The sequence below is a fragment of the Chryseobacterium geocarposphaerae genome (assembly GCF_002797535.1).
GTDB lineage: Bacteria > Bacteroidota > Bacteroidia > Flavobacteriales > Weeksellaceae > Chryseobacterium > Chryseobacterium geocarposphaerae.
The window spans coordinates 50387-76914 of record NZ_PGFD01000002.1; the positions used below are offsets into that span (position 1 = coordinate 50387).

Genomic DNA, 26528 nt, shown 5'->3' on the forward strand with positions numbered 1-26528 from the left:
CAAATTAACCCATTTTCAAATTAATTATCTTCCTTTATAATTAGGTTTTCTTTTTTCTAAAAAGGCACTTACTCCTTCTTTAAAATCCTCTGTTTCTGCGGCTTCCTGCTGTAAATCCCCTTCTAATTCCAATTGTTCTTTCAGGGTATTGTTGTAAGAAGCTGCAAATGCTTTTTTGGTTAATTTAATAGCTGCAGTTGGCATATTTGACATTTTCTCAAGAATTTCCATAGATTTCGGAACGAATTCTTCCTCATTGAAAACTTCAGCAACTAAACCGTAAGATTTTGCTTCTTCCGCAGACAGTTTTTTTCCTGTGAATGCTAAGTAATTGGCCAATTGTCTTCCTAATAGTTTGGGTAAGTAGTATGTTCCTCCCGTATCAGGAATTAATCCAATATTTGAAAATGCCTGAGCAAAATATGATTTGTCAACCGCTAAAACGAAATCGGAAATCAAAGCTAGCATTGCTCCGGCTCCTACTGCAGGGCCATTTACCAATGCAACGACAGGTTTTCTGCAACGGGTAATTTCCGTCACCAGGGGATTGTAATAGTCTGTGACAATCTTTCTGATAATATCATTGTCATGATGTTCATTCCCTTGTACAAAAGCATCATCCAGATTCTGACCTGAGCAAAAGGCTCTTCCTCTTCCTGAAATGGCAACACATCTTACCGTAGGATCTTCGCTACATTCTTTAACGAAATCTTTGAGATCTGATAAAGATGGTTTTGTAAGTGCATTCATAGTTTCCAGCTGATTGAGGTAAGCTATTTTAAGCTTTCCGTCAAAATGCGATTCAATGTCAATTTGTGTATACATATTATATTGGCTATTAACAGGTTAATATTAAAAATGATTGTTTTATAAAATTAATCATTTTTAATGACATTTAAAATAATCAAAAGGCTCTAAACAATCTAGACATTGGTATGATGCCTTACATAGCGTAGATCCGAATCTACTGATCTGTTTGGTGTGCTCCGAACCGCAACGAGGACATTTTTTCGGTTTCCCGATATGATGTTCATCCGCTCCTTTTTCGGGAGGGGTGATTCCGTAAGCACGAAGTTTTTCTCTTGCTTCATCGGTGATCCAGTCTGTTGTCCAAATCGGAAACATTTTGGTAACTACTTTCGCATCCCAACCATGTTCTTTCATCATTTTGATGATGTCTTCCTCGATGGTAAACATCGCAGGACAGGCAGAATAGGTAGGTGTAATGATAACTTCACAAGTTTTTTCGCCTGTGACATTTGCCTCTCTTACGATCCCCAATTCCACAATGTCAATTACCGGAATTTCCGGATCGGGAATTGTTTTTAATAAATCTAAAAGCTGATTCATATTTTAATTATTATCAAAATCAAGTATTGTTTTCATTGAGTTCTGATAATCCAAATTATCTGTTATTCCGTTATGATTCTGATCTTTTAAAATAATCAAACGATCTTCTTTTTTGAAATTATTTTTCAGTTTTAAAGATGCTTTATAGTTAATAATCTCATCTTTATCTCCGTGAAAAATAATAACAGGTGATTTAACGGTTCTTAAATATTTATTGGTTTCAAAATTATATTTTAAAAGAAACTTCGGAAGAAATGAAAATTTTTGATCCATCTCATCTTCCATACTGAAGTACGGCGCCTGTAAAATCAGCAGTTTCGCATTTTTTTGTGATGCCAACTTTGAAGCCAGCCCGGTTCCAACTGAATATCCTAAAATAATAATTTTGTTTTCAGGGTATCTTTTTGCAACTTCATCATACGCAAGTTCAACATCTGAAAATAATTGATCCTTGCTATTGATTTTGTCCTCACTTTTTCCATAACCTCTGTAATCCAATATGAAAACATCATAATTCATATTGTTGTAAACTTCAGCAACTTCGCCCCACCCATGTATTGAACCTCCGTTTCCGTGAAGGTAAAAAATAACCCCGTTTGGATTTTGAGTTTTAAATAAGACTGAGTTTAATTTCTTCTGATCTTTTGTATGAATTGTGATTTCTTCAAAGTCATTTTTAAAATTAAATGAATAGTTTTCCACTAACTTCTCAGGCTGAAAAATTATTTTTTCCTGATAAAAAAACACAATAACACAAAGCATTACATATGCCAAGAGAAAAAAAGCAATTATCCGCAGAAGTATTTTCATCTCTTACCAAGTACAACCCGGATACGCTCTTTGCATATACTGTAATTCACAAAGAATATATCCAAAATATTCAGTGTGGTAACCCGTTCTTGACTTTGGCTGCATAAAAGGATTCGTAGGATATTCCAATTGGAAATCTGCAAAATCTTTCTGTGTAATCGCAACAAATTCTTCGTAAAGAGCATCTGTATCCGGAGCAATATTTAAGGCTACCAAATCATCTTCTCCTTCTGTTTTTGCAAATAAACCTTTGGTATATTCCCAGATATTTTCAATTGCTTTTACCAAATGAGACTTACTTTCTTCTGTTCCCTGAGCGAAAATTTTCATCCAGGAAGCAGCGTGAGTGTAATGATACCTTACTTCTTTTAAAGATTTCTGAGCAATGGCAGAAAGTTCTTCATTCGTAGAATTTGATAATGCTTCGTACATCAATTTCTGATACACTGCGAAAACATAAACCTTTAAAATTGTTTGGGCATAATCTTCGTTCGGTAGCTCTGTCCAGTGTGCGTTTAGATATTCATGTTCGTATCTTAAAAATGCAATATCGTCTTCACTTTTTCCATTGTCGATCACTCTTGAAGCGTAAACATAAAAGTTATTGGCCTGACCAAGCTCATCCAACGCGATGTTCGTTAATGCAATATCTTCCTCGAGATAAGGACCTTCACCGCACCACGCAGACAAACGCTGTCCCATGATGAAACTGTCGTCTGCTAATTTTAATAAATAATTATATAATGGGTTCATTATTTTAGCTTTTGGCTTTTGGCGTATAGCTTTTGGCAAATTGCAAGCAGCTAACAGCCAATCGCTGTTTTACATATTTTTTACATCGTTTGGAATTTCGTAGAATGTCGGGTGACGATACAATTTATCATCGGCAGGATCAAAGAAAGCTTCCTTATCCACCCCTTCCGAAGTCACGATATATTTACTTGGAACTACCCAAACAGAAGTTCCTTCCTTTCTTCTTGTATAAACGTCTCTTGCGTTCTGCAAAGCCATTTCTGCTGTTGGTGCCTGTACAATTCCAACGTGTTTGTGAGATAATCCCGGTTTAGTCTGAATAAACACTTCCCACATATCTAAATTTGCCATAGTCAAATTTTATTTTTAATTCTAAATATTTAGATTTTGAATTATTTTAAACTTTAATGCTTGAACCATTAAGGACAATTAAGCTGTTAAGAATATTAAGTTTAACTTCGCTTTAAGCTTAAAAATCAAAATGATTTATCTTAATTAAACTAAACTTCTAAATAAATCTTAATGGTTTAAATTAAATAATTAGTTAACTTTTTCGTTCTGCTTCTCAGCAAAAGCTGCCGCTGCCTCTTTCACCCAAGCATTTTCTCTTTGTGCTTTTCTCTTGGTTTCGATACGCTTTTTGTTGGCAGGACCGTTTCCTTTTAGGATTTCCATGAATTCATCCCACGGAAGTTCTCCGAAATCATAATGTTGTCTTTCTTCATTCCATTTCAGATCTTTATCCGGAATGGTTAATCCCAAGAATTCGGCCTGCGGAACCGTAACATCGATAAATCTCTGACGAAGACTGTCGTTACTTTCTCTTTTTACTCTGTAATTCATAGAGATTTTAGAGTTTGGTGAACTGTCGTCATTCGGGCCGAACATCATTAAAGCCGGCCACCAGAAACGGTTTAGTGAAGCCTGAGCCATTTCTTTCTGCTGTTTTGTACCACGGCAAAGCGCCATCAAAATTTCGTATCCTTGTCTTTGATGGAAAGATTCTTCTTTACAGATTTTCACCATCGCTCTTGAATAAGGACCATAAGAATTCCCCATCAACATTACCTGATTCATGATGGCTGCACCATCAACCAACCAACCGATGGCACCAATATCTGCCCAACTCAATGTCGGATAATTGAAGATACTTGAATATTTTGCTTTTCCTTCCAACATATCCTCATAAGTCGCATCTCTATCAGCCCTGATACTTCCGTCTCCTAAAGTTTCAGTTGCAGAATAAAGGTATAAACCGTGTCCTGCTTCATCCTGAACTTTAGCCAAAAGAGCCATTTTTCTTCTCAATGAAGGCGCTCTGGAAATCCAGTTGGCTTCCGGCAACATTCCCACAATTTCAGAATGGGCATGCTGTGAAATCTGACGAACCAATAGTTTTCTGTAATCATCCGGCATTACATCTTTTGGTTCTACTTTATTTTCGTCGTGTACATATTGTACAAATTTTTCTAAGTCCATAATTTTTAATTTGAAAATTAATTAATTTGAAAATTTGAGGATTAGGCAATTTGAAAATTAAAACACTATAATGGCATTTTCAAATTAGCACATTGACTCATTTTCAAATTGATTTAAACATCATAATTAAGCATCACCACATTTGTTGTCGGGTGACATTGACAGGTAAGAACATAGCCTCTGGCTACTTCTTCTTCGGTAAGCGCGTAATTTTTTTCCATGAAAACTTCACCTTCCAAAACTTCGGCTTTACACGTACAGCATACCCCTCCTTTACATGCAAAAGGCACAGGAAGATTGTCTTTCAATGCTTTATCTAAGATACTCTCTTTTTTTGAATTCAAATGGAACGAATATTCATCATCATCGATGATTACCGTTACCATACTTTCGATGTTGGCAATGGCTTTGAATTCATCGCTCATTTCCTCCGTATTTTCTTCATCCGGAGCGGTGAAATATTCAAATAAAACCTGGATTGCCGGTACTTTTTTATCTTTCTTTAAATAATCTGCAATTCCTTTAATCATTTCTGAAGGTCCGCAAATGAAATAAGTGGCTTCTTTCACATCGATATCCGCATATCTTTCAAATAAAAGTTCCAGTTTTTCAGGAGAAATTCTTCCTTCGAAAATAGGATCTTCGTGTTGCTCACGGCTTACTAAATAAACAACTTTCAGTCTTCCGTTGAAATGTTCAACCAATTTATCGATCTCAGCCTTTTTCATCACGTGATTCATGCTTCTGTTGCTATAGAACAAATAAGCATTTGAATTCGGCTCCTGGTAAAGACTTTCCTTAATATTGGATAGCACCGGAGAAATTCCGCTTCCTGCAGCCAAACCAACGTAAGTTTTCACATTTGTCGGGTGATAAGAGGTGTTGAAACCACCCATTGGAGGCATCACTTCCAGCATTTCATCCATGTGTAGATGCTCATTGAAATAACCGGAAACTTTTCCGCCTTCCAACAATTTCACCAAAACTTCCAGCGTGTTGCTTTTTTCGCTTGGCGCATTGCAGATAGAATAAGAACGTCTTTCTTCATTTCCGTCGATCATCATTCGGAAATTAAGATACTGCCCCTGCTTGAACCTGAATTTATCTTTCAGCTCTTCAGGAATTTCAACAGCTACATTCACTGCATCGTTGGTATCTTTCTGAACTTTTACCGTTTTAAGTTTATAAAATGAATTCATTTATTTTTTAAGTATTCTGTTAATTTTTCCGCCTTCACATTTCGGAAGACTGTCCTGAGCATGGATTTTCACTTTTGTGGTAATTCCTACCCGTTTTTTTATTTCGCTTTCTATGTTTTTTCCAAAGTTTCCGACAAAAATAGCATAATCATCGGTATTTTGATTTAAATTTTTTGAAGCTACCAATTCATCATCAATTTCAACATCAATATCTAAAGCAACACACATTTGTTCTTTTTCAATCGGTGTTAAATAATAATTCGGAACCACTCCTTCAACATGAGAAAATGCTTCTTCAATCTGACTTGGATAAACATTTACCCCTCTTACAATCAGCATATCGTCGGCTCTTCCAAGAATTGGCTTCATTTTAACCATTGTTCTTTTTCCGCTTTCGTCATAATAAAGACTGGTAATATCGTTCGTCCAATACCGTAAAAGCGGCATTGCTTTTTTCGTTAAAGTCGTAATCACCAAAACACCTTCTTCACCAAACGGAACGGGTTCTTTCGTAACCGGATCCAGAATTTCAGGATAAAAATGATCTTCCCAAATATAAGCCCCACCTTTTTCCTCAAAATCCTCCATCGAAACTCCGGGACCAATAATTTCGCTTAAACCATAAATATTAGTAGCATGAACGCCCAATCTTTCTTCAATATGATGTCTGATCAATTCCGTCCACGGTTCTGAACCTAAAACGGCATATTTTAAACTAATCTCATCCGCAGAAACTCCACGTTTTGCAAATTCGTCAGCGATTGTTAATGCATATGAAGGTGAGCAACAAATAACTTCAGGTTTAAAATCTATAATTAAATCTACCTGTCTTGCTGTCATTCCTCCCGAAATCGGGAGAACGCTCATTCCCAATTTTTCTGCTCCGTAATGAAGTCCAAGTCCGCCCGTAAAAATTCCATATCCATAAGCATTGTGCAACTGCATTCCAGGTTTCGCTCCCGCCGCATTCAAAGATCTCGCCACGACTTCGCTGAATAAATCAACATCTTCTTTTGTATATCCCACCACCGTCGGTTTTCCCGTTGTTCCGCTTGAACAGTGAATTCTCTGCAGCTCATTTTTCGGAACGGTAAATAATCCGAACGGATAATTGTCTCTCAAATCCTGTTTGTAAGTAATCGGGAGTTTTGAAATATCTTCAATCGACCTGACATCTTGTGGAGATATTCCTGTTTCCTTAAATTTTCTTTTATAAAATTCCGACTTCTCCCCAAGATAGTCTACCAATTTCGCCAATCGCTCAGATTGAAGCTGTCTCAATTGATCGAGCTTTAGATATTCAACATCAAAATCCATAACTAACTAACATTTGTTAGGTGTAAATTTAAAAAGATTTTGGAAATTGGCAAAATTTTTATGACTTTCGTCAGATTTTGGATGATTCTAAATGATTAGGTAATGTTGAGGCTGTCATTCTGAATGAAACAAAGTGGAATGAAGAATCTATTTTAACTAATTATTGATAGATTACTTCTTCGCCGAAATGACAGTCCGAGACATAATAACTAACTGCAAAGTTTGTCATTCAGAACGGAACAAAGTGGAGTGTGGAATCTCTAATACTAAGTTTAGATTCTTCCTTCGTCAGAATGACAAAGACTCAGATAAATTTCGAGAAACTTCCATTATAAAAAGGCTTAGTCGATTTTACTTTTTATGATCTCCCAACAATCCAAAAAGAATTTTATCCCTTATTTCGTCAGTAATTTCGGTGGTAGATTCTGTATTCCTTTTGAACCAGAAATAAGAATTGTTTAAGGTATGAAGAATAAAACGTGTTGTAAAAGCCGGAGATTTCAGTTCCCAATTTTCTGCCTGATAGATTTCAGAAATCAAATTTTCTACTTCCTGTTGATAATTTTTTCTTAATTCGACAAATTCAGTTAATCTATCTTCCAAATGCTTCCATTCGTTGGAATAAATATGGGTAACATCACGGTTTTTTAGAACAACTGATAAATGTTTATCAATAAAAAGATTCAGTTTTTCCTTTGGCGAAATATTGGTGCTTTTTACATTCTGAAGTTCATCGAAAAATTCCTGTGCGATGCCAAAACAAATCCACTCCAGAATTTCTTCCTTCGAACGGATGTGTGCATACAAAGAAGCTGCTTTTATATTGAGCTTTGTCGCCAAATCTCTTACAGAGCTGCCCATATACCCTTTCTCCTTGAAAAGTTCTACCGCAACGTCTAATATTTTTCTTTGTTTTTCTTTTAACTCCATTTGCAAAACGCAAAAGTAATTATTTTGATTTTAATATTTTATTTTGGAAGGATGATTTTTGCCATCAATAGGAACGGACTTTAGTCCGTTTACAAAATATGTAGTATTTATTTGGCTTTAGCCGAAACTTTTTTATGCTTCTTTTTAAACCACCCCGGCAAAAATTCTTTGAATTTTTGCCACCTCCAGAGGGGAATTTTGACTCCGCGAATAACTATTGTAAATTTAAACCTGACTGTTTTTCCATAATATTTTATTCAAATCACCCTAATCGGAAATTTTGTCTTTGTAAACTTAAACTAAAAATATACATTTCGGAAAATTTGTCCACTATTTTTAAAAATTCAATAATTGAACAGTTTTTGAGATAAAGTAATCGAATTAAATGATTAAATAAGATTGAGGACATCAGAAATTAGAAAACCTGATAAAAATTAACATTTATTTGACTCTTATGGTCTGAAATCTGATGTCTAAAATCTAAAATTGAAAACCAAAACTAAGAATCAAAAATAAATAGAATATGAATCTAAATCAATATACCGTAAAATCACAGGAAGCCATCCAGGCTGCGCAACAAGTGGCAATGGAATTTGGTAACCAGCAGATTGAACCTCAGCATTTGCTTGAAGGAATTTTTCAGGTAGATGAAAACATTTCACCTTTCTTATTAAAAAAATCTGAGGCAGACGCCACTTTAGTAAGAGAGCGCAACCGTGAAAATTTAGAAAAACTTCCGAAAGTACAGGGAGGAAATATTTACCTTTCACAATCAGCAAACAAGGTTTTGCTTGATGCTCCCAACATTGCTAAAAAGATGGGCGATGAATATGTGACCATTGAGCATTTGTGGCTTTCACTTTTGGAAACGAGTTCAGAAGTTTCGAAAATGCTGAAAGATATGGGTGTTACCAAAAACCTTTTGGAAGGCGGAATTAAAGAATTAAGAAAAGGAAGCAAAGCCACTTCTGCAAGTTCAGAGGAAACCTATCAATCCTTAAATAAATATGCAAAAAACTTCAACGAATTAGCAGCGGAAGGAAAATTAGATCCCGTAATCGGCCGTGACGAAGAAATCAGGAGAGTTTTACAAATTCTTTCAAGAAGAACAAAAAACAATCCGATTCTGATTGGTGAGCCGGGTGTTGGTAAAACCGCCATCGCAGAAGGAATTGCCCACAGAATTATCAGCGGCGATGTTCCGGAAAATCTGATGGATAAAACGTTGTATTCATTAGATATGGGCGCATTGATCGCCGGTGCAAAATATAAAGGTGAGTTTGAAGAACGTCTGAAATCGGTTGTGAATGAAGTCATCAAATCAGACGGACAGATCATTCTTTTCATCGATGAAATTCACACCCTGGTAGGAGCCGGAGGTGGTGAAGGCGCAATGGATGCTGCAAATATTCTGAAACCAGCTTTAGCAAGAGGAGAATTAAGAGCTATCGGTGCCACAACTTTGAATGAATATCAAAAATATTTTGAAAAAGATAAAGCGTTAGAAAGACGTTTCCAGAAAGTAATGGTGGAAGAACCGGATACAGAATCGGCAATTTCCATCCTTCGTGGAATTAAAGATAAATATGAGGCGCACCACAAAGTAAGAATCAAAGATGAGGCGATTATTGCAGCGGTTGAAATGTCTCAACGATATATTTCGGACCGATTTTTACCGGATAAAGCAATTGATTTGATTGATGAAGCTTCGGCAAAACTGAGAATGGAAATCAATTCAAAACCAGAAGAACTGGACGTTTTAGACAGAAGATTGATGCAGCTGGAAATTGAATTGGCAGCGATTTCAAGAGAGGGTAACCAGACCAAAATCGATCATTTAAAAGAAGACATTGCAAAAATTTCTGAACAGAGAAACGAAATCAATGCAAAATGGCTCAAGGAAAAACAAAAATCTGAGGATCTTACCCAGATTAAAAAAGATATAGAATCTCTGAAACTAGAGGCCGAAAGAGCTTCAAGAGCAGGAGATTACGCAAAAGTAGCGGAAATCCAGTACGGAAAACTTCGTGAAAAAGAGGAAGAGCTTTCCAAATTGGAAATCGAGATGCAAAATCATCAGAATGAATTAATTAAGGAAGAAGTTACTTCTGAAAATATTTCTGAAGTGATTGCAAAATGGACGGGAATTCCTGTGACCAAGCTCCTTCAATCTGAAAGAGAAAAATTATTAAACCTTGAAACCGAGCTTCACCACAGAGTTGTGGGCCAGGATGAAGCCATTCAGGCGGTTGCAGATGCGATCAGAAGAAACAGAGCAGGATTGAGCGACGAGAAAAAGCCAATTGGTTCTTTCTTATTCTTAGGAACAACCGGAGTCGGAAAAACTGAGCTGGCAAAAGCTTTGGCAGAGTTTTTATTTGATGATGAAAACAATATGACGAGAATTGATATGAGTGAATATCAGGAACGTCACAGTGTTTCAAGACTGGTAGGTGCTCCTCCGGGATATGTGGGTTATGATGAAGGCGGACAATTAACGGAAGCTGTAAGAAGAAGACCTTATTCTGTCGTGCTTTTAGATGAAATTGAAAAAGCCCATCCTGATGTTTTCAATACATTGCTTCAGGTTTTGGATGACGGTCGTTTGACGGATAACAAAGGCAGAGTCGTGAATTTTAAAAATTCAATCATCATTATGACCTCGAATTTAGGTTCACACTTAATTCAGGAAAATTTTGAGAATATTACCGATGAAAACCAGGATGAAATTGTTGATAAAACAAAAGATGAAGTTTTTGATTTACTGAAACAGACATTGCGTCCGGAATTCCTGAACAGAATTGATGAAGTCGTTTTATTCCAACCTTTAAGAAAGAAAGAAATCGGAAAAATTGTTACGTATCAATTGAGAGGATTCAATGACATGTTGGCAAAACGAAATATCATTATGACTGCAACTCAGGATGCCGTAGATTACCTGATGAATAAAGGGTACGATCCTGCTTTCGGAGCAAGGCCATTGAAAAGAGTGATCCAGCAGGAAGTCTTGAATAAATTATCCAGAGAAATCCTTGCTGGAACCGTGAATGACGGTGACAGAATCACTTTGGATTATTTCGAGGAAACAGGTCTGGTTTTCAGACCTACAGAATTATAAGTAGTTTTTTTCATATATATTATTTTTGTAGTAAGTGCCGTAGATTTGGTCTGCGGCACTTATTTTTTGTTATTTATTAAAAAAAACGACATTCAATTATGGATATCCATAAGGTTAAAAATAAAAACGTATGTTCATTTGCATTGAATTTTTTAAAATAAAATTTTATGGGAACAACAATTGGAAATGTATTAATATCTTATGATGTTAATACCAAACATTCAGAGGTAAAGAATGCTTTATTAGCATTAAATTATTCTGATTACTTTATTTTAGATGGTAAAAGATATGATTTACCAAACACTACTTTATTTCACAGAGAGAAGTCATCAGATCAAGCAATGGCTGATTTGAGAAGAGTTTGCTCAAACCTATATGTTACTTTGGAAAAAGCAGTTGCAGTGAAAGCATCTGAATTTGTAGGTCACTAATCTAAGCCACTCGAAAGAGTGGTTTTTTATTTTCATAAAACTCAATATTACAAGCATATTCTTAGAAATATATTTTTCCTTCAACCTATCCAAATTCTTTATAATTTTATTTAAAATTTACAATCCGTGAAAACCCCATAAATAATCAGGAAAAACCCGTGTCGTATTAACATAATTTTTTTTGAAATTTGCACTACCAACTAAAATTTCATTTATAAAACTAGTTTTATGGAAACAAAACCTAACCTAAACGTTGAGGCATTCGAGCAAAACTCAGTGTCAAACACAATGAGTTGTGAATTTATTCAGACTTTGATCAACAATTACAGAAACAATCATTTGGCATTTGTAAAAGACAGATTGGGAATTGACGATGCACATTCTATTCATTTTGATTTAGATACCTTAAAGAAATTTATCTCTGACATTGAAAATGAAACCCGAAAAAATGCTCCCAATGCAACAGATCAGGATTTAGGCATCAGATTTTACTATGCTGCCTATCCGAAAAAAGAAGATTGGGATATCATGAAAGATACTCCGATTGGGACCGAATATGCGGAAAGACATACTTTGGTTATGGTTCCTACAATGAAAGCAGATGACGGAGAAGGAAATATGCTGCCTTATGATTTCAACCCACTAAGTACAAGCGGAGAAGGCGAATTACTCGCTATGGCTTCTGCAAGAAATTCAAGATTGGAGGGCGATATTATTTCCCAGAATCACGGAGTATTAAATCCGCCAAATAATCTTAAAGTAGAAACTTTTTAAAAATATCCTAAAAAACAAATTAAGACTCAATGACTGAACTGGAAATAATTTTACAAAATTCTCTAATATGGGTAGAAGGTCTTGCGGCTTTAGTTTCAATATTATATTATCCTAAAATCAAAAATCAATATTGGAAATATTTCTCATATTATTTAATACTAATGTTTCTTTGTGAAGTCATGGGAAAATGGGGTGAGAATTTCATTGATTATAACAAACAGAATTTTTATAATTATTTCGTAATTCCTATTGAATTTATTTTCTTTTTTTGGATCTATGCTGCAAAATCTTTTGCAAAGCCTAAATTATTTTATGTAATATCGGTATTGTATTTACTTTCTTTGGTATTTGGGGAAGTTTTCTCTACCAAGAAGATTATTATGTCATTCAGCTACACGTTTGGCTGTCTGATTCTTATGGGATTAGTTATAATGGAATATTATAAACAGATTAATTCATCAGATATTCTGAGTTTCAATAAAAACCCGATGTTTTATATTAATCTAGGGGTCACTTTATTTTATATAGGAACCTTACCTTTTTGGACATTTTTTGCCTACATAAAAGATTATAGAGACATCTATCATATTTATTTTTCTTACTTTTTGATTTCAGGAATTGTTATGTATTTATTATTCTCAATATCATTTATATGGGGAAAACAGAGCTCTTAGTAACATTAATACTTTTCAACATCTTCTTTGTACTCTTTGTAGTAGCAGTTATGATCTATATCAGAAAATATCGACAAAGGAAAAAAGAATACTTGAATGAGATTGAAATCAATAACGAAATTCATCAGAAAGAGCTTCTCGCCACCCAGCTGGAAATTCAACAGGCAACCATGCAGCAAATCGGAAGAGAACTGCACGACAATATAGGACAAAAGCTTACCTTGGTAAGTCTTTATACTCAGCAAATGCTATATGAAAATAAGGTTCCGGAAGCGAGTGAAAGAATTGAACAGGTTTCTCAGATCATTAATCAATCTCTTCAGGACCTTCGAAGTTTGTCAAAGACATTAACTGATGACAATATCAATCAGAAGGAAATTGTAACTTTGATACAGGAAGAAGTAGACAATACCAACTCGTTTAAGAAGTGTAAAATCATTTTTGAGCATAACTTTAACCAATTGGATCTAAGTTTTGTGCATAAAAATGTGCTTTTAAGAATTATTCAGGAATTTATTCAAAATAGTATAAAGCATTCTCAATGTAAAAACATTTATATCCGATTAGATACTTCCGAAGACCTTCTTTGGGAACTGGAAATTACCGACGATGGAATCGGTTTTGATACTTCAAAGACCCTCAACAATGGAATTGGTCTTACGAATATGAAAAACAGAGCTAAAATTATTAGTGCCGATTTTACCCTAGAAAGCGAAAAAAATAAAGGAACACAGGTTAAAATAACTTTAAAAAAACATTCATGAAAAAGACGATAGTAATTGTAGACGACCACGTGCTTATTGCAAAAGCTTTGGAAGGAATTATTGATAATTTTAATGACTTTGAAGTTATTTATGTGGCAGAAAACGGGAAAGATCTTATTCAAAAGTTCGAAGAAAAAAATCCTGTTCCCGACATCATCCTGTTAGATATCAGCATGCCTATAATGGATGGATTTGAAACGGTATCATGGCTTCAGGAAAATCATCCAGAAATCAAAGTAATGGCTCTAAGTATGCAGGGTGATGACAAGAGTGTAATAAAAATGGTGAAGAACGGAGCAAAAGGCTATCTGCTGAAAAACACTCACCCAAAAGATCTGGAAGAAGCATTGACCAGACTTGATAAGGATGGATATTTTTATCCGGAATGGGCATCAAAGATTATTCTTTCCAATCTCAACAGCCACCATGACTCTGATACAAACATCAAAATCTCTGATAGGGAAAAAGAATTTTTAAAATATACTGTAACCGAACTTAGCTACAAAGAAATTGCAGAAAAAATGTGCTGCAGCCCAAGAACAGTAGAAAGCTACCGCGACCAGCTCTGCGAAAAACTGGATCTGAAAACCAGAGTAGGACTGGCTATTTATGCTATTAAAAATGGTTTTGCAGAATCTTAAATTACACAAACACATTTAATTATATATTTAACTTAAGAAAGCCTTTCTCTAAAATAAGAGAAAGGTTTTTTATTTCCAAAGCGACTAATTAAAAAAAAAAAAAAGAACAAAGCATCAAAAGCTCAAATAACATACATATACTTCAAATTTATATAAAAAATATTAACATATTAATACGAAAATTTTAAAATCACTGTTGTTTATTAATTTCAAATGTTCTAAATTCATTTATGGAAATTTAAACATATATGATATGAAAAAATTATTATTAGGCGTCCTAGTGCTAGGATCTTTATCATCTTGTAATAGTGATAATATCACCAATCAATCTGAAGATTTATCCAACACTTCAGAATCTTCCAATATAGTCAGAAGAGGTTGTCCCTCGGAAGAAATACGACAGGAAGCTTTAAAAAACAGCTCTGAATTAAGACAAAGATTTGCAACATTGGAAGCCAATACCGAAAGATTTGCCAACGACCTAAAATTAGGAAAGGTACTTGCTGACGGCAGTGTAGAAATTCCGGTAGTGGTAAATGTTGTTTACAATACTACGGCAGAAAATGTTTCTGATGCAAGAATCGCAGAACAAATTGCTATACTGAATCAGGATTATAGTGCTACAAATACTGATATCAGTAAAATTCCTGGCGAATTTCAGGGAGTAAGTTCCGGAGATATAAAAGTTAAATTCAGATTGGTAAATACAATAAGAAAAAAAACCACTACAAAGAGCTGGAGAACTAATGATGCTATGAAAAAAGCTTCTTCCGGAGGAATTGATGCAACAAGCCCTACCAATTATCTTAATATGTGGGTTGTAGGCAAAATGACAAGTCAGGGCCAGACTATTTTAGGCTATGCTACATTCCCTGAATCTGCAGGCTTATGGAATGATGGTGTGGTAATTGCCGCTCCTTTCTTTGGTAAAACAGGAGCTTCTTCTCCTTTTAACTTAGGGCGAACTGCAACTCATGAAGTAGGCCATTATCTGAACTTAAGACATATTTGGGGAGATGCTAATTGTGGAAATGATTTGGTAGATGATACTCCTACACAAACAACAGCTAATTACGGAAAACCAACTTATCCTCTTTACAACACTTGTACAGGAGTACAGAGATCCGTTATGTTCATGAACTACATGGATTATGTAGATGATGCTGCCATGTTTATGTTCTCTGCGGGACAAAAAACAAGAATACAATCTGTAGTTGCTTCATCAGGTGCAAGAGCCGGATTAAGAGTATATTAAAAAATTAACCTGCATAAAAAAGCCTGAGAAAATTCTCAGGCTTTTTATTTATAGATTCTTTGAGTTATTTTCCGGTGTATAATCCATGAAAAGTCCACCATCTAAATTGATTGATTTTACTTTTTTCTTGATAGGAATCGTAAGAACCGTTTTTGTCTGATCTTTTTCCCATACGGAAGGCGAAAAATGAAGGGCTTCGACATCACCGTCTTCATATTTAATTTTTGTATCAAAAGGGATGGCAAAACCACCTACGTTATCTACACTGATAGAAAGCAGGTTATTTTGCTGAGCCGTAGCTGCTATTTTCAAATCAATATAATTATTGGTGTAGAACCAGTTATTAAAAAACCAATTCAGATTCTTACCGGAACCGGTATTCATAGAGTTAAAATAATCCCATGGAATCGGATGTTTTCCGTTCCAGTTGCTCATATAATGATGAAGTGCTTTTTTAAATAAATCATCTCCCAAATAATCTTTCAAAGCCAGGTAAGATAATGAAGCTTTGACGTAAGAATTATTTCCGTAACCTGCTCCGCTTACCTGTGTACTCATCGTAATAATAGGCTGATCCTGTTCTGAAGAAGGATCGTTGATCCATCTTTTAACACGGAAGTTTTTATAAAATTCCTGCGCTGCTGCTTCACCGTTTTCGTCAATCCCGATAAGGTATTCTAAAGTGGTTGCCCAACCTTCATCCATATAAGCATAACGCGTTTCATTAATCCCCATATAAAAAGGGAAATAAGTATGCGCAATTTCGTGATCTGCCGTCAATCTTGCATCCTGAAAATCATCCGGAATACTTGTATCATTGATCATCATAGGATATTCCATATCTGCATATCCCTGAATGGCAGTCATTGCATTATAAGGATATTCCACACCCGGCCAGTTTTTTGAGAACCAATCCAGATTATATCTCATCCAGTCTACATAATGCTCAAAATCTTTGGCTCCGCTTTTATACCCTGCCTGAACGCTCACTCTTTTTGTTTTCAGCTGTACACTTGCTGCATCCCAGGTATAGTGTTTACTCAGGGCAAAACAAAAGTCAGTGATATGGCTGGCTTTAAATTTCCATACATTCCACTTATTCTGTTTGGTAACTTTACCAGACTTCATTTCCTGTTCGGTCGCAATATTTATTACCTTATCACTTCTTAAAGAAGTTTTATATCTTTTCAGGTATTCCGGCTGAAGAACGGATTCGGGATTAAGAAAATCTCCTGTTGCCCAAACCACATAATTTTTGGGAGCGGTAATCGCAAACGAATAGTCATTAAAATCGTTATAAAATTCCTGCCTGTCTGAATGCGGAAGCATATCCCATCCGTTGTAATCATCATACACAGAAACTCTAGGAAAAGAATAAGCCACATAAAATGTTTCAGGATCTATTTGCCCTTCTCTTCCGCTCTGAACAGAAAGAGGATATTCCCACTCTATTTTGATCTCAGCTTTTGACTTTGACTTTAAAACAGAATTCAGCTTTACTTTTTCTACCGTTCCCCAATCATCACTATTGATGTTGTATTTTTCACCATTTACAGTAAATGATTTGATGTCTAATCCCGATGATAAAAAGTCTTTGGAAACAAATCCCGATCTCGGCGACTGGGGTTTGTGTAAGTTATTTACAAATCTTATTGCCAATTCATTCAGGTCATTCGGACTGTTATTGCTATAAACAATAGTTTCTTTTCCGGAAACTATTTTCGTTGTGCCATCCACTTTTACCTCAACATTGTAAACTCCTTTATTTTGCCAATAGTTTTTTCCCGGTGCTCCCGACATACTTCTTGTACCATTTTCATACGCCTTCTTTATATTTCTCGGCATATAAAGCTCCTGAGCAGAAACCTGCTGCAAGGTAACAATCATCAATAGCCCCGAAAGAAACTGTTTCATTATCTCAATTTTTTTATTTATTCGTGGCAAAATTAAGGAAAATGTGGAACAGAAAGCGTATTCGTTCAAGCATAGAAAATATTTAACGAAAAAATAATTGTATTTTTAAATTTTACAATCGGTCCTGTTCATCCGTTTTCTTGATGGTCTTGACATTTTTCACAGACTGGTTTCCGAAATTGAATTTTAAAGAAAATGTAAAGCCCTGCGTATCCTGATAATCCAAAAAGTAATTATCCTGATTCGCATATTTAGTGCTTATTTTCTGCTCCATTGTTCTGAAAATATCATTAAATACAAAACTTGCTTCCAATCTTTTATTGAAGAACTTCCGGCTCATCACAAAATAGGCAGACCAGCATTCCGAAATCCTGAATGTTCCCTGTATTCCCGGAGAATAGTAATTGTGTCCCACTTCCATTTTCCAATCATTGTTTTTATCTAAGGTAAAAGAGGTAGAAATATTGGAAACCCAATTCCAGACTTTATTCTTATAAAGAATATCATCCACTCCTTTAAAATAATTCTCATTATGCTCCAGATTCTCTGAAAGAACCAGATTCCACCAAGGCTTGATCTGAAAATTTTTATATACACTCAATCCATAAGCCTGACCTTTTTCAATATTGGTAAAATAGTAAATCAGATTATTTGAACTTGGTTCCTGAAAAGAGATTTCCATTGACGGATACAGCTCTTTTCTATAATAAAGATCTACATTCCATTCTTTCCATGAATAGGTGAGGTTGAGATTATGGACAATGGTTGCTTTCAGTTTAGGATCTCCCTGAAAATAAGAGAACAGATTATAATAAGATTTTGCAGGATTGAGCCACGAATAGGAAGGTCTGCTGATTCTTTTTCCATACGAAAATCCGAATTCCTGTTTATTTTCAGTCGTATATTGTACATATGCTGTCGGAAACAAACTCCAGTAATTATTTTTATTGATTTCATGGGGCTCCGATACAACGCCTTCCAGATCTGTCATTTCCGCACGAAGTCCGCCTTTAAAACTCCATTTATCAAGGTTGTAGGCCAGAGAAGAATAAAGGGCAAAATTTTGTTCTTTGTAATCAAAAACATTGCTTTTTTCAGGTCTGTATTCAAATTGCCCGTTTTCATTGTCTGAAAAATCCAATTGGCTGTTTGTTTTTACAAAACTGTACTTCACTCCAGATTCCAACTCGAATTTATCCTTTTTCCACTGATAATCAAGCTGCGTGGAATAAAGCTGAATATTACTTTTATTATTCGTCAAAAAATTTCTTTCTTCCGGCGTCTGATTAACAAAATCAAGATACGTCAGTACATTCTGATATTTCCGGGAGTTATTTCCGGTAAAATAATTAATCCAGCTAAGACTGCTGTTTTTATTTAATTTTCTGTCTACCTGAAAGCTTAATGAATTGTTGATGCTTCGGGAATGATGATCATTAATGGTAAGATAATTGGATTCCGCTATATCCTGATTATTATAAATCAGAGTAGGAACATGATACGTTCCGAAGGATTTCGGGCTGAAATATCCTGAATAATTTAAGCTTATATTCGTTAGACTGTCTGCTTCATATTCAATATTAAAATTAACCGTATTCTGATTATTATTTTTATCCTTTCTGTTCATGGTACTGATCCATCTTGTCTGGTCTTCCTGATAATTCACGTAATCTGTTCCTTCCCTGAAATATGTTCCCGCTCCTCTGTAATAACTTCCCATCACAGAAAGTTTATCTTTCTTATAAAACTGAGAAATTCCCATATTTCCTTTTGCATATTGTGTCTGAACATATTTTGAAGAGATTACACCACGGTATCCTTCAATCTTATTTTTCTTCATTACAATATTCAGAACAGCGCTTCCCTGTGCTTCGTACTTTGCCGGTGGATTGGTGATGACTTCAACAGATTTCACCTCATCTCCCTGAGTGTTTTCAAGCAGGTTTTTCAATTCATCTCCAGTCAGCATTATTTTTTTATCATTGATCGTAACTAAAATTCCCGTACTTCCTTTAACGCTCAAAACATCATTATTTATGGTTACATTTGGTGTTTTTTTCAGGATTTCCCAGGCATTGAGCGAAGAAATATTGCTGTTTTCCACATTGAATTCTAACCTATCAACCTTTCTCTTCACTACAGGTTTCTTTTTCGTTACCGTAACCTCTTCAATATCTTTATGATTGCTTTTTAAAACAATATCAATAATTTGTTGTTTTTCTGTATCAAAACTCTTTTCGAAATATTCGTATTCAGAGTTTTTAACTCTTATTTTTATTGGATTTTCGGAAATTCCTTCCAATATAAAAATTCCATGAGTATCGGTATTCAGCGTTTTTACCAATTTATTTTGAGAATCATACACTTCTACAGTTACGAAGGAAAGCTTTTTCTGTTCGGCATTTGAAACTGTTCCTTCAATTCTTTGTTGCTGGGAAAACAGTAATATCGGGAAACACAGCAATACAATTAATTTATACATAATTTAATTTTTTCGGAATTATTATGCAGCAAAATTCCATATTGTCTTCAACAATTTCGGTTAACAGAAGGTTAATGGCGGGTTAATGTGCATTAGGGAAAGACTAAATTTTTATCTTTGTTTTGATGATCTCCAAAAGTAAATATCTTATTTTGCTGTTTGCCTTCCTTTTTCTCCTGCTGTTGGGGATTCAGGTATACTTCATGTATAAAACTTACCTGGTAAAAGAACGGGATATTTACAGAACTGTTCATCAGGGCTTAACCAACTATACCGATAAACTGGAAGAAATAAGCAACGCAAAAAATGTTTCCCTAGAAGACGATCTGCAGAAAATCTTCATTAAATACCGCAACAAAAAAATCAGCAAAGAAGAATTTCTGGGATATTTTGAGCAAAATAAAAGAAATACAGAAGCTCAAATAAGCAATTATATAGACAACCATTTTAAAAAGGAAGGTTATAAAATTGCTGCCAAAATTCAATATACTTCTATCCTTTCTCTTCCTGACAAAACTCCTCTCATCGATAAGCCTGTTGTTTTATATGAAACAAAGAATAAATTAAAAAAAACCGGGATTTCAAGTTCGGGAAAATGGGAGACCTCTTCAACATCTACTACAGATGGCGAATTGAACAAAAGAGATTCTTTTATTGTTGAAAGCATTACAGAATTTGAAATTTTAAATATTAAAACTATCATATTTAAAGAGCTTATTTTGCTGTTTTCATGCTGTTTTTTACTGCTTGCAAGTGTTTTAGCTCTCTTTATTTTTACGGTCAGGAATTTAATCAAACAACAGAAACAGGTAGAAGTTCTTCATACTGTTGTAGATAATATTTCGCATGAATTTAAAACACCTATCGCTACGTTGAAAATTGCAGCAAAAGCTTTAAAAAAAGACTGGAATCCTGAAACCCTTCCTTTGATCGACCGGCAGATCAGCCGCCTCGAAAGTCTTATGAAGCAGCTCCACAAAGATGAATACGGAGAAATCCTTTTTATTAAACCTGAAGACTGGGCTTTTTTTATCCAGGATTTAGCCTTTACTTATCCTGAGATTACCTTTGCTTCTGAAATCAACGTTACCAAAGAGCTTCCATTTGATAAGAGCCTTCTGGAAACCATCATTAAAAATCTTTGTGAAAACAGTGTAAAATACGGAGCTTCTTTAGTAAAGGTCAATATTGCGGATCTTCATGAGAATCTTATGATAGAAATTTCTGATAATGGAGAAGGTATAGAAAAGAAAGAGCTGAAAAATATCTTCGAAAAGTTCTACAGAATCCAGTCCAACAACATCCATAATACGAAAGGATTGGGATTGGGGCTGTATTTTGTGAAAAAAATTATCGATCAGTACAAAGGAAAGATTGAAGTAATTTCTCAGCCCAAAGAAGGCACTCTCTTTAAAATAAATCTACCCTATGAAAATTAAGATCCTTTTAGCAGAAGACGATTCCGATTTTGGAATGATCCTGAAGCAGTATCTGGAACTGGAGGATTTTGAAGTCGTTTGGTTTCAGAATCCTCAAGATATTACAGAGATTTTAAAATCTGATTTTTCTTTTCATATTGGAATTTTGGATATTATGATGCCCCATATTGACGGCTTTTCATTAGCTAAAATGATTTTAAAGGAGAAACCTGACTTTCCTATCCTGTTTTTAACGGCAAAAAATCAAAAAATTGACCGGTTAACAGGCTTAAAAATTGGAGCCGACGACTATATTTCCAAACCCTGCGATCCTGAAGAGCTTATTTTGAGAATTAAGAACATTCTTAAAAGAACTTTACCCGCAACCACAGAAACGCAGATAAAGATCGGAAACTATTTTTTAGATACGGAAAAACTTCTGCTCTCTCATCAGGACGGAAATATTCGTTTAACAATACGCGAACAGCAACTTTTGCTTTATTTGTTGAAACACAATCAAAAAACGATAAAGAGGGATGATATTTTGAACAATCTGTGGGAAACCAATGATTATTTTACGGGAAGAAGCCTTGATGTTTTTATCAGCAGATTAAGAAAATATTTTATCAACGATCCTGAAATCAAAATCCAATCCCTGAGAGGAATTGGATTTGAAATAGATTTTCCGACAAACTAATCTTATTAGAAAGAAAGATCTACCAACACCGGAAAGTGATCCGATGGATACAGCAGGTTTTCTCTTTTGTCATTGATATGTCTGTGAGATTTTATTTTGAATCCTTTGACAAAGATATAGTCGATTCTTTCTTTTGGAACTTCATTTACATTAAATCCGGTAAATGTTCCAACAGGCCCATAATGCTTGGTTTCAGAATGAAAGAAAGAGTCTGTTAAATTCTGAGAAAGTATTTTAATAGGTTCCGTATCATCAGTTAAGTTGAAATCACCACTTAAGGTTACCGGTAAATTTTTAGGATTAATTTCTTTGATCTTCTTTAAAATTAAATCCGCAGATTTCACTCTTGCCACATTTCCGATATGATCGAAGTGAAGATTGAGCGCCATAAATTCTTTTTTAGACTTTTTATCTTTGAAAACAGCATACGTACAAACCCTGTTGTAAGCGGCATCCCAACCCTTTGAGGGCTTTTCAGGAGTTTCAGACAACCAGAATGTTCCTGAATTTAAAACCTGAAGTCTGCTGGTATCATAAAAAATAGCAGAAAACTCTCCTTTTTCTTTTCCGTCATCTCTTCCCACTCCTACATAATCATAGTTTTTTAATCCGTTCTTAATATCTTTCATTTGTTCCGGAAGCGCTTCCTGAACTCCGAAATAATCCGGATGATAATAGCTTAATAAGTCGATTGCATCCTGTTTCCTCTGTGTCCAGGCATTATCTTTATCCGATTCTACCTGAAGTCTGATGTTGAAACTCATTACTTTCAGATCCTGAGAAAAATTGAGGATAAAAAGTAATACCAATAGCCCTGAAAATTTAAATTTCATTATTCTTAATTAAAAAGTTAAACAAAAATAAAACATATGTCTCATAAAGAAGCAATGAATGCCGATTTATTATTGAAAACAAAAAACTCCGGAATATATTCCGGAGTTTAAATATCTGAATTATTTCTTTTTAGTAAATTAAATTCCTTTGAACCTTTTTTTAATAACTTTTTACTTGGAAGGCTGATCGTCAGAACTCCAGCTGTTATTTTTAGGATTCACATCTGGAATCTGAGAATTAGGATCCAGTTTTACCTGAGCTATTTCTTTTGTCGAATCGATTTTAAAGGTCCATTCCGTATTCCGTTTCCAGACTTCTATCGGTAATTTTACGATTTGTTCCGTACCATCTTTAAATTTCACCTGAACGGTTGTCGGCATCGGTAATTGCCCCAGGTTTTCAACGGTAATCTGCGCTCCGTTTTTAAAGTCTCCGTTTACATACTTCACATTTTTTACATACTGGTCGATTTTCCATTTATTGATAAACCAGCCTCTCCAGAACCAGTTAAGCTCTTCTCCGGAAACATTCTCCATCGTGTGGAAGAAATCCCAAGGAGTAGGATGCTTGAAAGCCCAACGGTCGATATACATTCTGAATGCCTTATCGAATTTCGCAGGTCCTAAAATCGAATTTCTTAAAACTTCCAGTCCAAGCCCCGGTTTATAATACGCTAAAACCCCGATGCTTCTTTCTTTCATATTATCCGGTCCCACCATGATGGGCTCAAAGTTATCGTTCATCAGGAAGCCTCCCATTTGGGCAATATTTTTCTTCTCATAATATTCACCTTTATTGAACGCCTCTGTTGAAAGTTCGTTGATAAAAGTATTGAAACCTTCATCCATCCAGGCAAATAATCTTTCATTGGAACCTACAATCATTGGGAACCAGTTGTGCCCGAACTCATGATCAGTAACGCCCCAAAGATCACCTCCTTTAGAGTTCATATGGCAAAAAACAATTCCGGGATATTCCATTCCCCCTTCATTACCGGCAACATTTGTGGCCGCAGGATACGTATATTCATACCATTTCGCTGAATAATGTTCGATTGCTGCCTTTGTATATTCTGTTGATCTTCCCCATGCTTTTTCTCCGGCACTTTCTGCAGGATAGGCTGAAATCGCTAAAGATTTTTTACCGCTTGGGAGATTAATTTTTGCTGCGTCTACGATAAATGCAGCAGAAGACGCCCATGCAAAATCTCTTGCCTGATTAATTCTAAACTTCCAAGTTTTTGTTCCGGTTGCCTGATTTTTACCCAATTCAGATTCCGGGCGAATCATTATTGTTTTATCGTTATTTCTGGCTTCTTCCCATCGTTTATTTTCTTCTTTTGTATAGACTTCTTTTGCATTAAGCAGTTCTCCTGAAGCAACCACATATTGATTGGCCGGAACGGTGATATTCGCGGTAATGTTCCCATATTCCAGATAGAATTCAGAAGCTCCGAGATAAGGCATCGTATTCCATCCTAAAACATCATCATATACACACATTCTTGGGTACCACTGCGCCATCGTAAAGATTTTTCCATTCTTGGTATCCTGTATTCCCATTCTGTCGGATCCGTATTTTGGAGAGAGGAAAGAGTATTCAATTTTAAGTTTTGCAACACCGCCGTTAGATTTAAGCTCTTCAGGAAGATCAATCTGCATTCTGGTATCTGTAATGGTATATTTTACGTCTTTCCCGTTATATTTCACCGATTTTATTTTGTAACCTCCGTCAAATTCCTCACCATGAGCACCATTTCTGCTTCCCGACATAGGTACTACGGCATTTCCTCTTGATTTTTTTTCAAATAAATTCTGATCCAGCTGCAGCCATAAAAACCCCATCCTATCCGGACTGTTATTGGTATAAGTAATCTCTGCGGTTCCGGAGATTTCATTTTTAGTTTCATTAAGGCTTACATTCAAATGATAATCTGCAGAGTTTTGCCAATATGCATGTCCCGGTTGCCCGCTTGCCGATCTGGTTTCAGTACCGGTTTGTGGATAGAAAAATGGCTTAAATACTTCTACATAATCATATTTTGGTGATTCCTGAGCATACGTTAGTTGCCCAAAAAGAGCAACAGCAACGGCAGAAATAAGAGTTGGAAGTTTAAAGTTCATTGAAATTCTTTTCATAATAGGTAAAAAAAATCCCGGAATCGTTACAGATCCGGGAAATTAATATCACTTTTTAATCAATTTGATTTTTTAGCCTTGATCATTGCTTCTAAAGCATCCCACATTTCCTGGGGAATATCTTCAAGCATGTTGAATTCACCCGCTCCCTGTAGCCATTCTCCTCCATCAATAGTCACTACTTCCCCATTCATATAAGCAGAATAGTCAGATACTAAATAAGCTGCTAAATTGGCCAGCTCCTGATGTTCTCCCACTCTTCTCAACGGAACTTTTTTCTTCATATCGAATTTTTCCTGCAGATCTCCCGGGAGCAATCTGTCCCACGCACCTTTTGTAGGGAAAGGTCCCGGAGCAATTGCATTAAAACGGATTCCATATTTTGCCCATTCTACTGCCAAAGATCTCGTCATTGCCAAAACTCCCGCTTTTGCACAGGCTGAAGGAACAACATATGCAGACCCCGTCCAGGAATAAGTCGTCACAATATTCAAAACCGTACCCGGAGATTTTGAATCTATCCAATGTTTCCCGATAGAAAGGGTACAGTTTTTTGTTCCTTTTAAAACAATATCTAAAATAGAATCGAATGCAGAGTGGGTTAGCCTTTCAGTTGGAGAGATAAAATTTCCCGCTGCATTATTCAGTAAAATGTCAATTTTTCCGAACTCTTTCAGAGTAGCTTCTTTCATGGCTTCTACCTCATCCCAGTTTCTCACGTCGCAGACAACACAAAGAACTTTTCCTCCGGTTTCTTCTTCCAACTCTTTAGCTGTTCCTTGTAGCTTTTCTAAATTTCTTGAAGTGATCACTACTTTTGCACCCAGTTGAAGGAAATATCTGGTCATTGCTTTTCCAAGACCGCTTCCGCCTCCCGTGACGATGGCTACTTTATCTTTCAGCGCTTCTTCACGCAGCATTGGTTGTGTATAAAGATTCATACGTTTTATTTTTTCTTAAAAATAATAAATATTGAAACGCCAGCCTTTAAAATATATCAAGAAATAATGCAGCAAATAATTGTTTTTAAATCAATACGGATAAAAATAAAAACAGCCTGATAAATAATATCAGACCGTTTTATATTGAACAAGATTAAATTAATTAAGAAGCCACTACAGTTCCTTTGAAAGAAAGTGTTTTTGGAGTTTTGCTGTCACTTGTTGTAACGTTTACCGTTTTTATAAATGCACCAACGTTCGCTGCATTGTAGCTCGCCTCAACAAAACCTTTTTTTCCAGGAAGGATTGGAGTTTTTGTGTAATCAGCAGTTGTACATCCGCAAGACGGCGCTACATTTTCAATAATGATAGGCTTGTTAGACGTGTTAGTAAATTCAAATCTGATTACTTTTGGTTTTCCTTGAGGAATATTTCCAACGTCGATAGATTCTGATTTCCATTTAATAGCATCTGCAAGCACTCTTACAACTGGTGAATTGTCAGTCGGAAGTACGTTTGCATAAAAAGGAGAGCATGCTAAAACAGCTAAAAGTGCTGTAATTTTTAAATTTTTCATGAGTATAAATTTTAATAATTATAAAAAGCTGA

General features: G+C 35.4%; 24 protein-coding genes. 9 read left to right on the plus strand and 15 right to left on the minus strand.

Annotated elements, in window-relative coordinates:
* Positions 1-24: 24 nt before the first annotated feature.
* The 9 genes from CLV73_RS11740 to CLV73_RS11780 form a co-directional block, all read right to left on the minus strand.
* The gene (locus CLV73_RS11740) at positions 25-825 is read right to left on the minus strand and encodes an enoyl-CoA hydratase/isomerase family protein (protein WP_100377092.1); all 801 of its coding nucleotides are present in this window, start codon (positions 823-825) and stop codon (positions 25-27) included.
* A 60-nt stretch (positions 826-885) separates the two neighbouring features.
* The gene (paaD, locus tag CLV73_RS11745; RefSeq protein WP_100377093.1) at positions 886-1350 is read right to left on the minus strand and encodes a 1,2-phenylacetyl-CoA epoxidase subunit PaaD; all 465 of its coding nucleotides are present in this window, start codon (positions 1348-1350) and stop codon (positions 886-888) included.
* A 3-nt stretch (positions 1351-1353) separates the two neighbouring features.
* A complete protein-coding gene (locus CLV73_RS11750) occupies positions 1354-2052 on the minus strand; it encodes an alpha/beta hydrolase (RefSeq protein WP_228424357.1) in 699 nt (232 codons plus the stop codon).
* A 111-nt stretch (positions 2053-2163) separates the two neighbouring features.
* Complete coding sequence (gene paaC / locus CLV73_RS11755; RefSeq protein ID WP_100377095.1) at positions 2164-2913, minus strand: 1,2-phenylacetyl-CoA epoxidase subunit PaaC; 750 nt, start codon at positions 2911-2913, stop codon at positions 2164-2166.
* A 69-nt stretch (positions 2914-2982) separates the two neighbouring features.
* Positions 2983-3264 carry a 1,2-phenylacetyl-CoA epoxidase subunit PaaB gene (gene paaB / locus CLV73_RS11760; protein WP_002981782.1) on the minus strand — a complete coding sequence of 94 codons (282 nt, stop codon included), beginning with the start codon at positions 3262-3264 and terminating at the stop codon, positions 2983-2985.
* Between the two features lie 189 nt (positions 3265-3453).
* A complete protein-coding gene (gene paaA, locus CLV73_RS11765) occupies positions 3454-4392 on the minus strand; it encodes a 1,2-phenylacetyl-CoA epoxidase subunit PaaA (RefSeq protein ID WP_100377096.1) in 939 nt (312 codons plus the stop codon).
* A gap of 113 nt (positions 4393-4505) precedes the next feature.
* The gene (locus CLV73_RS11770) at positions 4506-5591 is read right to left on the minus strand and encodes a 2Fe-2S iron-sulfur cluster-binding protein (protein ID WP_100377097.1); all 1086 of its coding nucleotides are present in this window, start codon (positions 5589-5591) and stop codon (positions 4506-4508) included.
* Entirely contained in the window at positions 5592-6908 is a 1317-nt protein-coding gene (locus CLV73_RS11775; protein ID WP_100377098.1) for a phenylacetate--CoA ligase family protein, read from the minus strand.
* Positions 6909-7259: 351 nt separating this feature from the next.
* Positions 7260-7838: a TetR/AcrR family transcriptional regulator gene (locus CLV73_RS11780; RefSeq protein ID WP_100377099.1), complete on the minus strand. Its 579-nt coding sequence runs from the start codon at positions 7836-7838 to the stop codon at positions 7260-7262.
* Between the two features lie 523 nt (positions 7839-8361).
* Here CLV73_RS11780 and clpB point away from each other — a divergent pair.
* The 7 genes from clpB (at position 8362) to CLV73_RS11815 (ending at position 15495) form a co-directional block, all read left to right on the plus strand.
* Positions 8362-10956 (plus strand): ATP-dependent chaperone ClpB, encoded by a 2595-nt coding sequence (gene clpB, locus CLV73_RS11785; protein WP_100377100.1) that lies wholly within the window; start codon positions 8362-8364, stop codon positions 10954-10956.
* A 167-nt stretch (positions 10957-11123) separates the two neighbouring features.
* Positions 11124-11387 carry a hypothetical protein gene (locus CLV73_RS11790; RefSeq protein WP_100377101.1) on the plus strand — a complete coding sequence of 88 codons (264 nt, stop codon included), beginning with the start codon at positions 11124-11126 and terminating at the stop codon, positions 11385-11387.
* Between the two features lie 228 nt (positions 11388-11615).
* A complete protein-coding gene (locus CLV73_RS11795) occupies positions 11616-12161 on the plus strand; it encodes a hypothetical protein (RefSeq protein ID WP_100377102.1) in 546 nt (181 codons plus the stop codon).
* A 29-nt stretch (positions 12162-12190) separates the two neighbouring features.
* Positions 12191-12835: a hypothetical protein gene (locus CLV73_RS11800; protein WP_100377103.1), complete on the plus strand. Its 645-nt coding sequence runs from the start codon at positions 12191-12193 to the stop codon at positions 12833-12835.
* Positions 12814-13599 carry a sensor histidine kinase gene (locus tag CLV73_RS11805; RefSeq protein WP_100377104.1) on the plus strand — a complete coding sequence of 262 codons (786 nt, stop codon included), beginning with the start codon at positions 12814-12816 and terminating at the stop codon, positions 13597-13599. Before CLV73_RS11800 ends, CLV73_RS11805 begins: the two co-directional genes overlap by 22 nt.
* Positions 13596-14240, plus strand: coding sequence for a response regulator transcription factor (locus CLV73_RS11810; RefSeq protein WP_100377105.1), 645 nt, complete (start codon positions 13596-13598; stop codon positions 14238-14240). The genes CLV73_RS11805 and CLV73_RS11810 overlap by 4 nt, the downstream gene beginning before the upstream one ends.
* 253 nt (positions 14241-14493) lie before the next feature.
* Positions 14494-15495 carry a zinc metalloprotease gene (locus tag CLV73_RS11815; RefSeq protein WP_100377106.1) on the plus strand — a complete coding sequence of 334 codons (1002 nt, stop codon included), beginning with the start codon at positions 14494-14496 and terminating at the stop codon, positions 15493-15495.
* 48 nt (positions 15496-15543) lie between these two features.
* Here CLV73_RS11815 and CLV73_RS11820 read toward each other — a convergent pair whose 3' ends face one another.
* Together CLV73_RS11820 and CLV73_RS11825 are read right to left on the minus strand one after the other, a co-directional pair.
* Complete coding sequence (locus CLV73_RS11820; RefSeq protein WP_100377107.1) at positions 15544-17409, minus strand: M1 family metallopeptidase; 1866 nt, start codon at positions 17407-17409, stop codon at positions 15544-15546.
* A gap of 112 nt (positions 17410-17521) precedes the next feature.
* Entirely contained in the window at positions 17522-19891 is a 2370-nt protein-coding gene (locus tag CLV73_RS11825; RefSeq protein ID WP_100377108.1) for an outer membrane beta-barrel family protein, read from the minus strand.
* 125 nt (positions 19892-20016) lie between these two features.
* On the opposite strand from CLV73_RS11825, the gene CLV73_RS11830 reads away from it, so the two are divergent.
* Both CLV73_RS11830 and CLV73_RS11835 read left to right on the plus strand, forming a co-directional pair.
* The gene (locus tag CLV73_RS11830; RefSeq protein WP_100377109.1) at positions 20017-21330 is read left to right on the plus strand and encodes a sensor histidine kinase; all 1314 of its coding nucleotides are present in this window, start codon (positions 20017-20019) and stop codon (positions 21328-21330) included.
* Entirely contained in the window at positions 21320-22006 is a 687-nt protein-coding gene (locus tag CLV73_RS11835; protein ID WP_100377110.1) for a response regulator transcription factor, read from the plus strand. The genes CLV73_RS11830 and CLV73_RS11835 overlap by 11 nt, the downstream gene beginning before the upstream one ends.
* A 5-nt stretch (positions 22007-22011) precedes the next feature.
* Here CLV73_RS11835 and CLV73_RS11840 read toward each other — a convergent pair whose 3' ends face one another.
* The 4 genes from CLV73_RS11840 to CLV73_RS11855 all read right to left on the minus strand — a co-directional run bounded on the left by CLV73_RS11840 (position 22012) and on the right by CLV73_RS11855 (position 26496).
* Positions 22012-22839 carry an endonuclease/exonuclease/phosphatase family protein gene (locus CLV73_RS11840; RefSeq protein ID WP_100377111.1) on the minus strand — a complete coding sequence of 276 codons (828 nt, stop codon included), beginning with the start codon at positions 22837-22839 and terminating at the stop codon, positions 22012-22014.
* 171 nt (positions 22840-23010) lie between these two features.
* Positions 23011-24963, minus strand: a complete 1953-nt coding sequence (locus CLV73_RS11845; RefSeq protein WP_100377852.1) for a M1 family metallopeptidase — start codon at positions 24961-24963, stop codon at positions 23011-23013.
* A 74-nt stretch (positions 24964-25037) separates the two neighbouring features.
* Positions 25038-25919 (minus strand): SDR family oxidoreductase, encoded by an 882-nt coding sequence (locus tag CLV73_RS11850; protein ID WP_100377112.1) that lies wholly within the window; start codon positions 25917-25919, stop codon positions 25038-25040.
* A 163-nt stretch (positions 25920-26082) separates the two neighbouring features.
* Positions 26083-26496 carry a DUF1573 domain-containing protein gene (locus tag CLV73_RS11855; RefSeq protein ID WP_100377113.1) on the minus strand — a complete coding sequence of 138 codons (414 nt, stop codon included), beginning with the start codon at positions 26494-26496 and terminating at the stop codon, positions 26083-26085.
* Between the last annotated feature and the right edge of the window lie 32 nt (positions 26497-26528).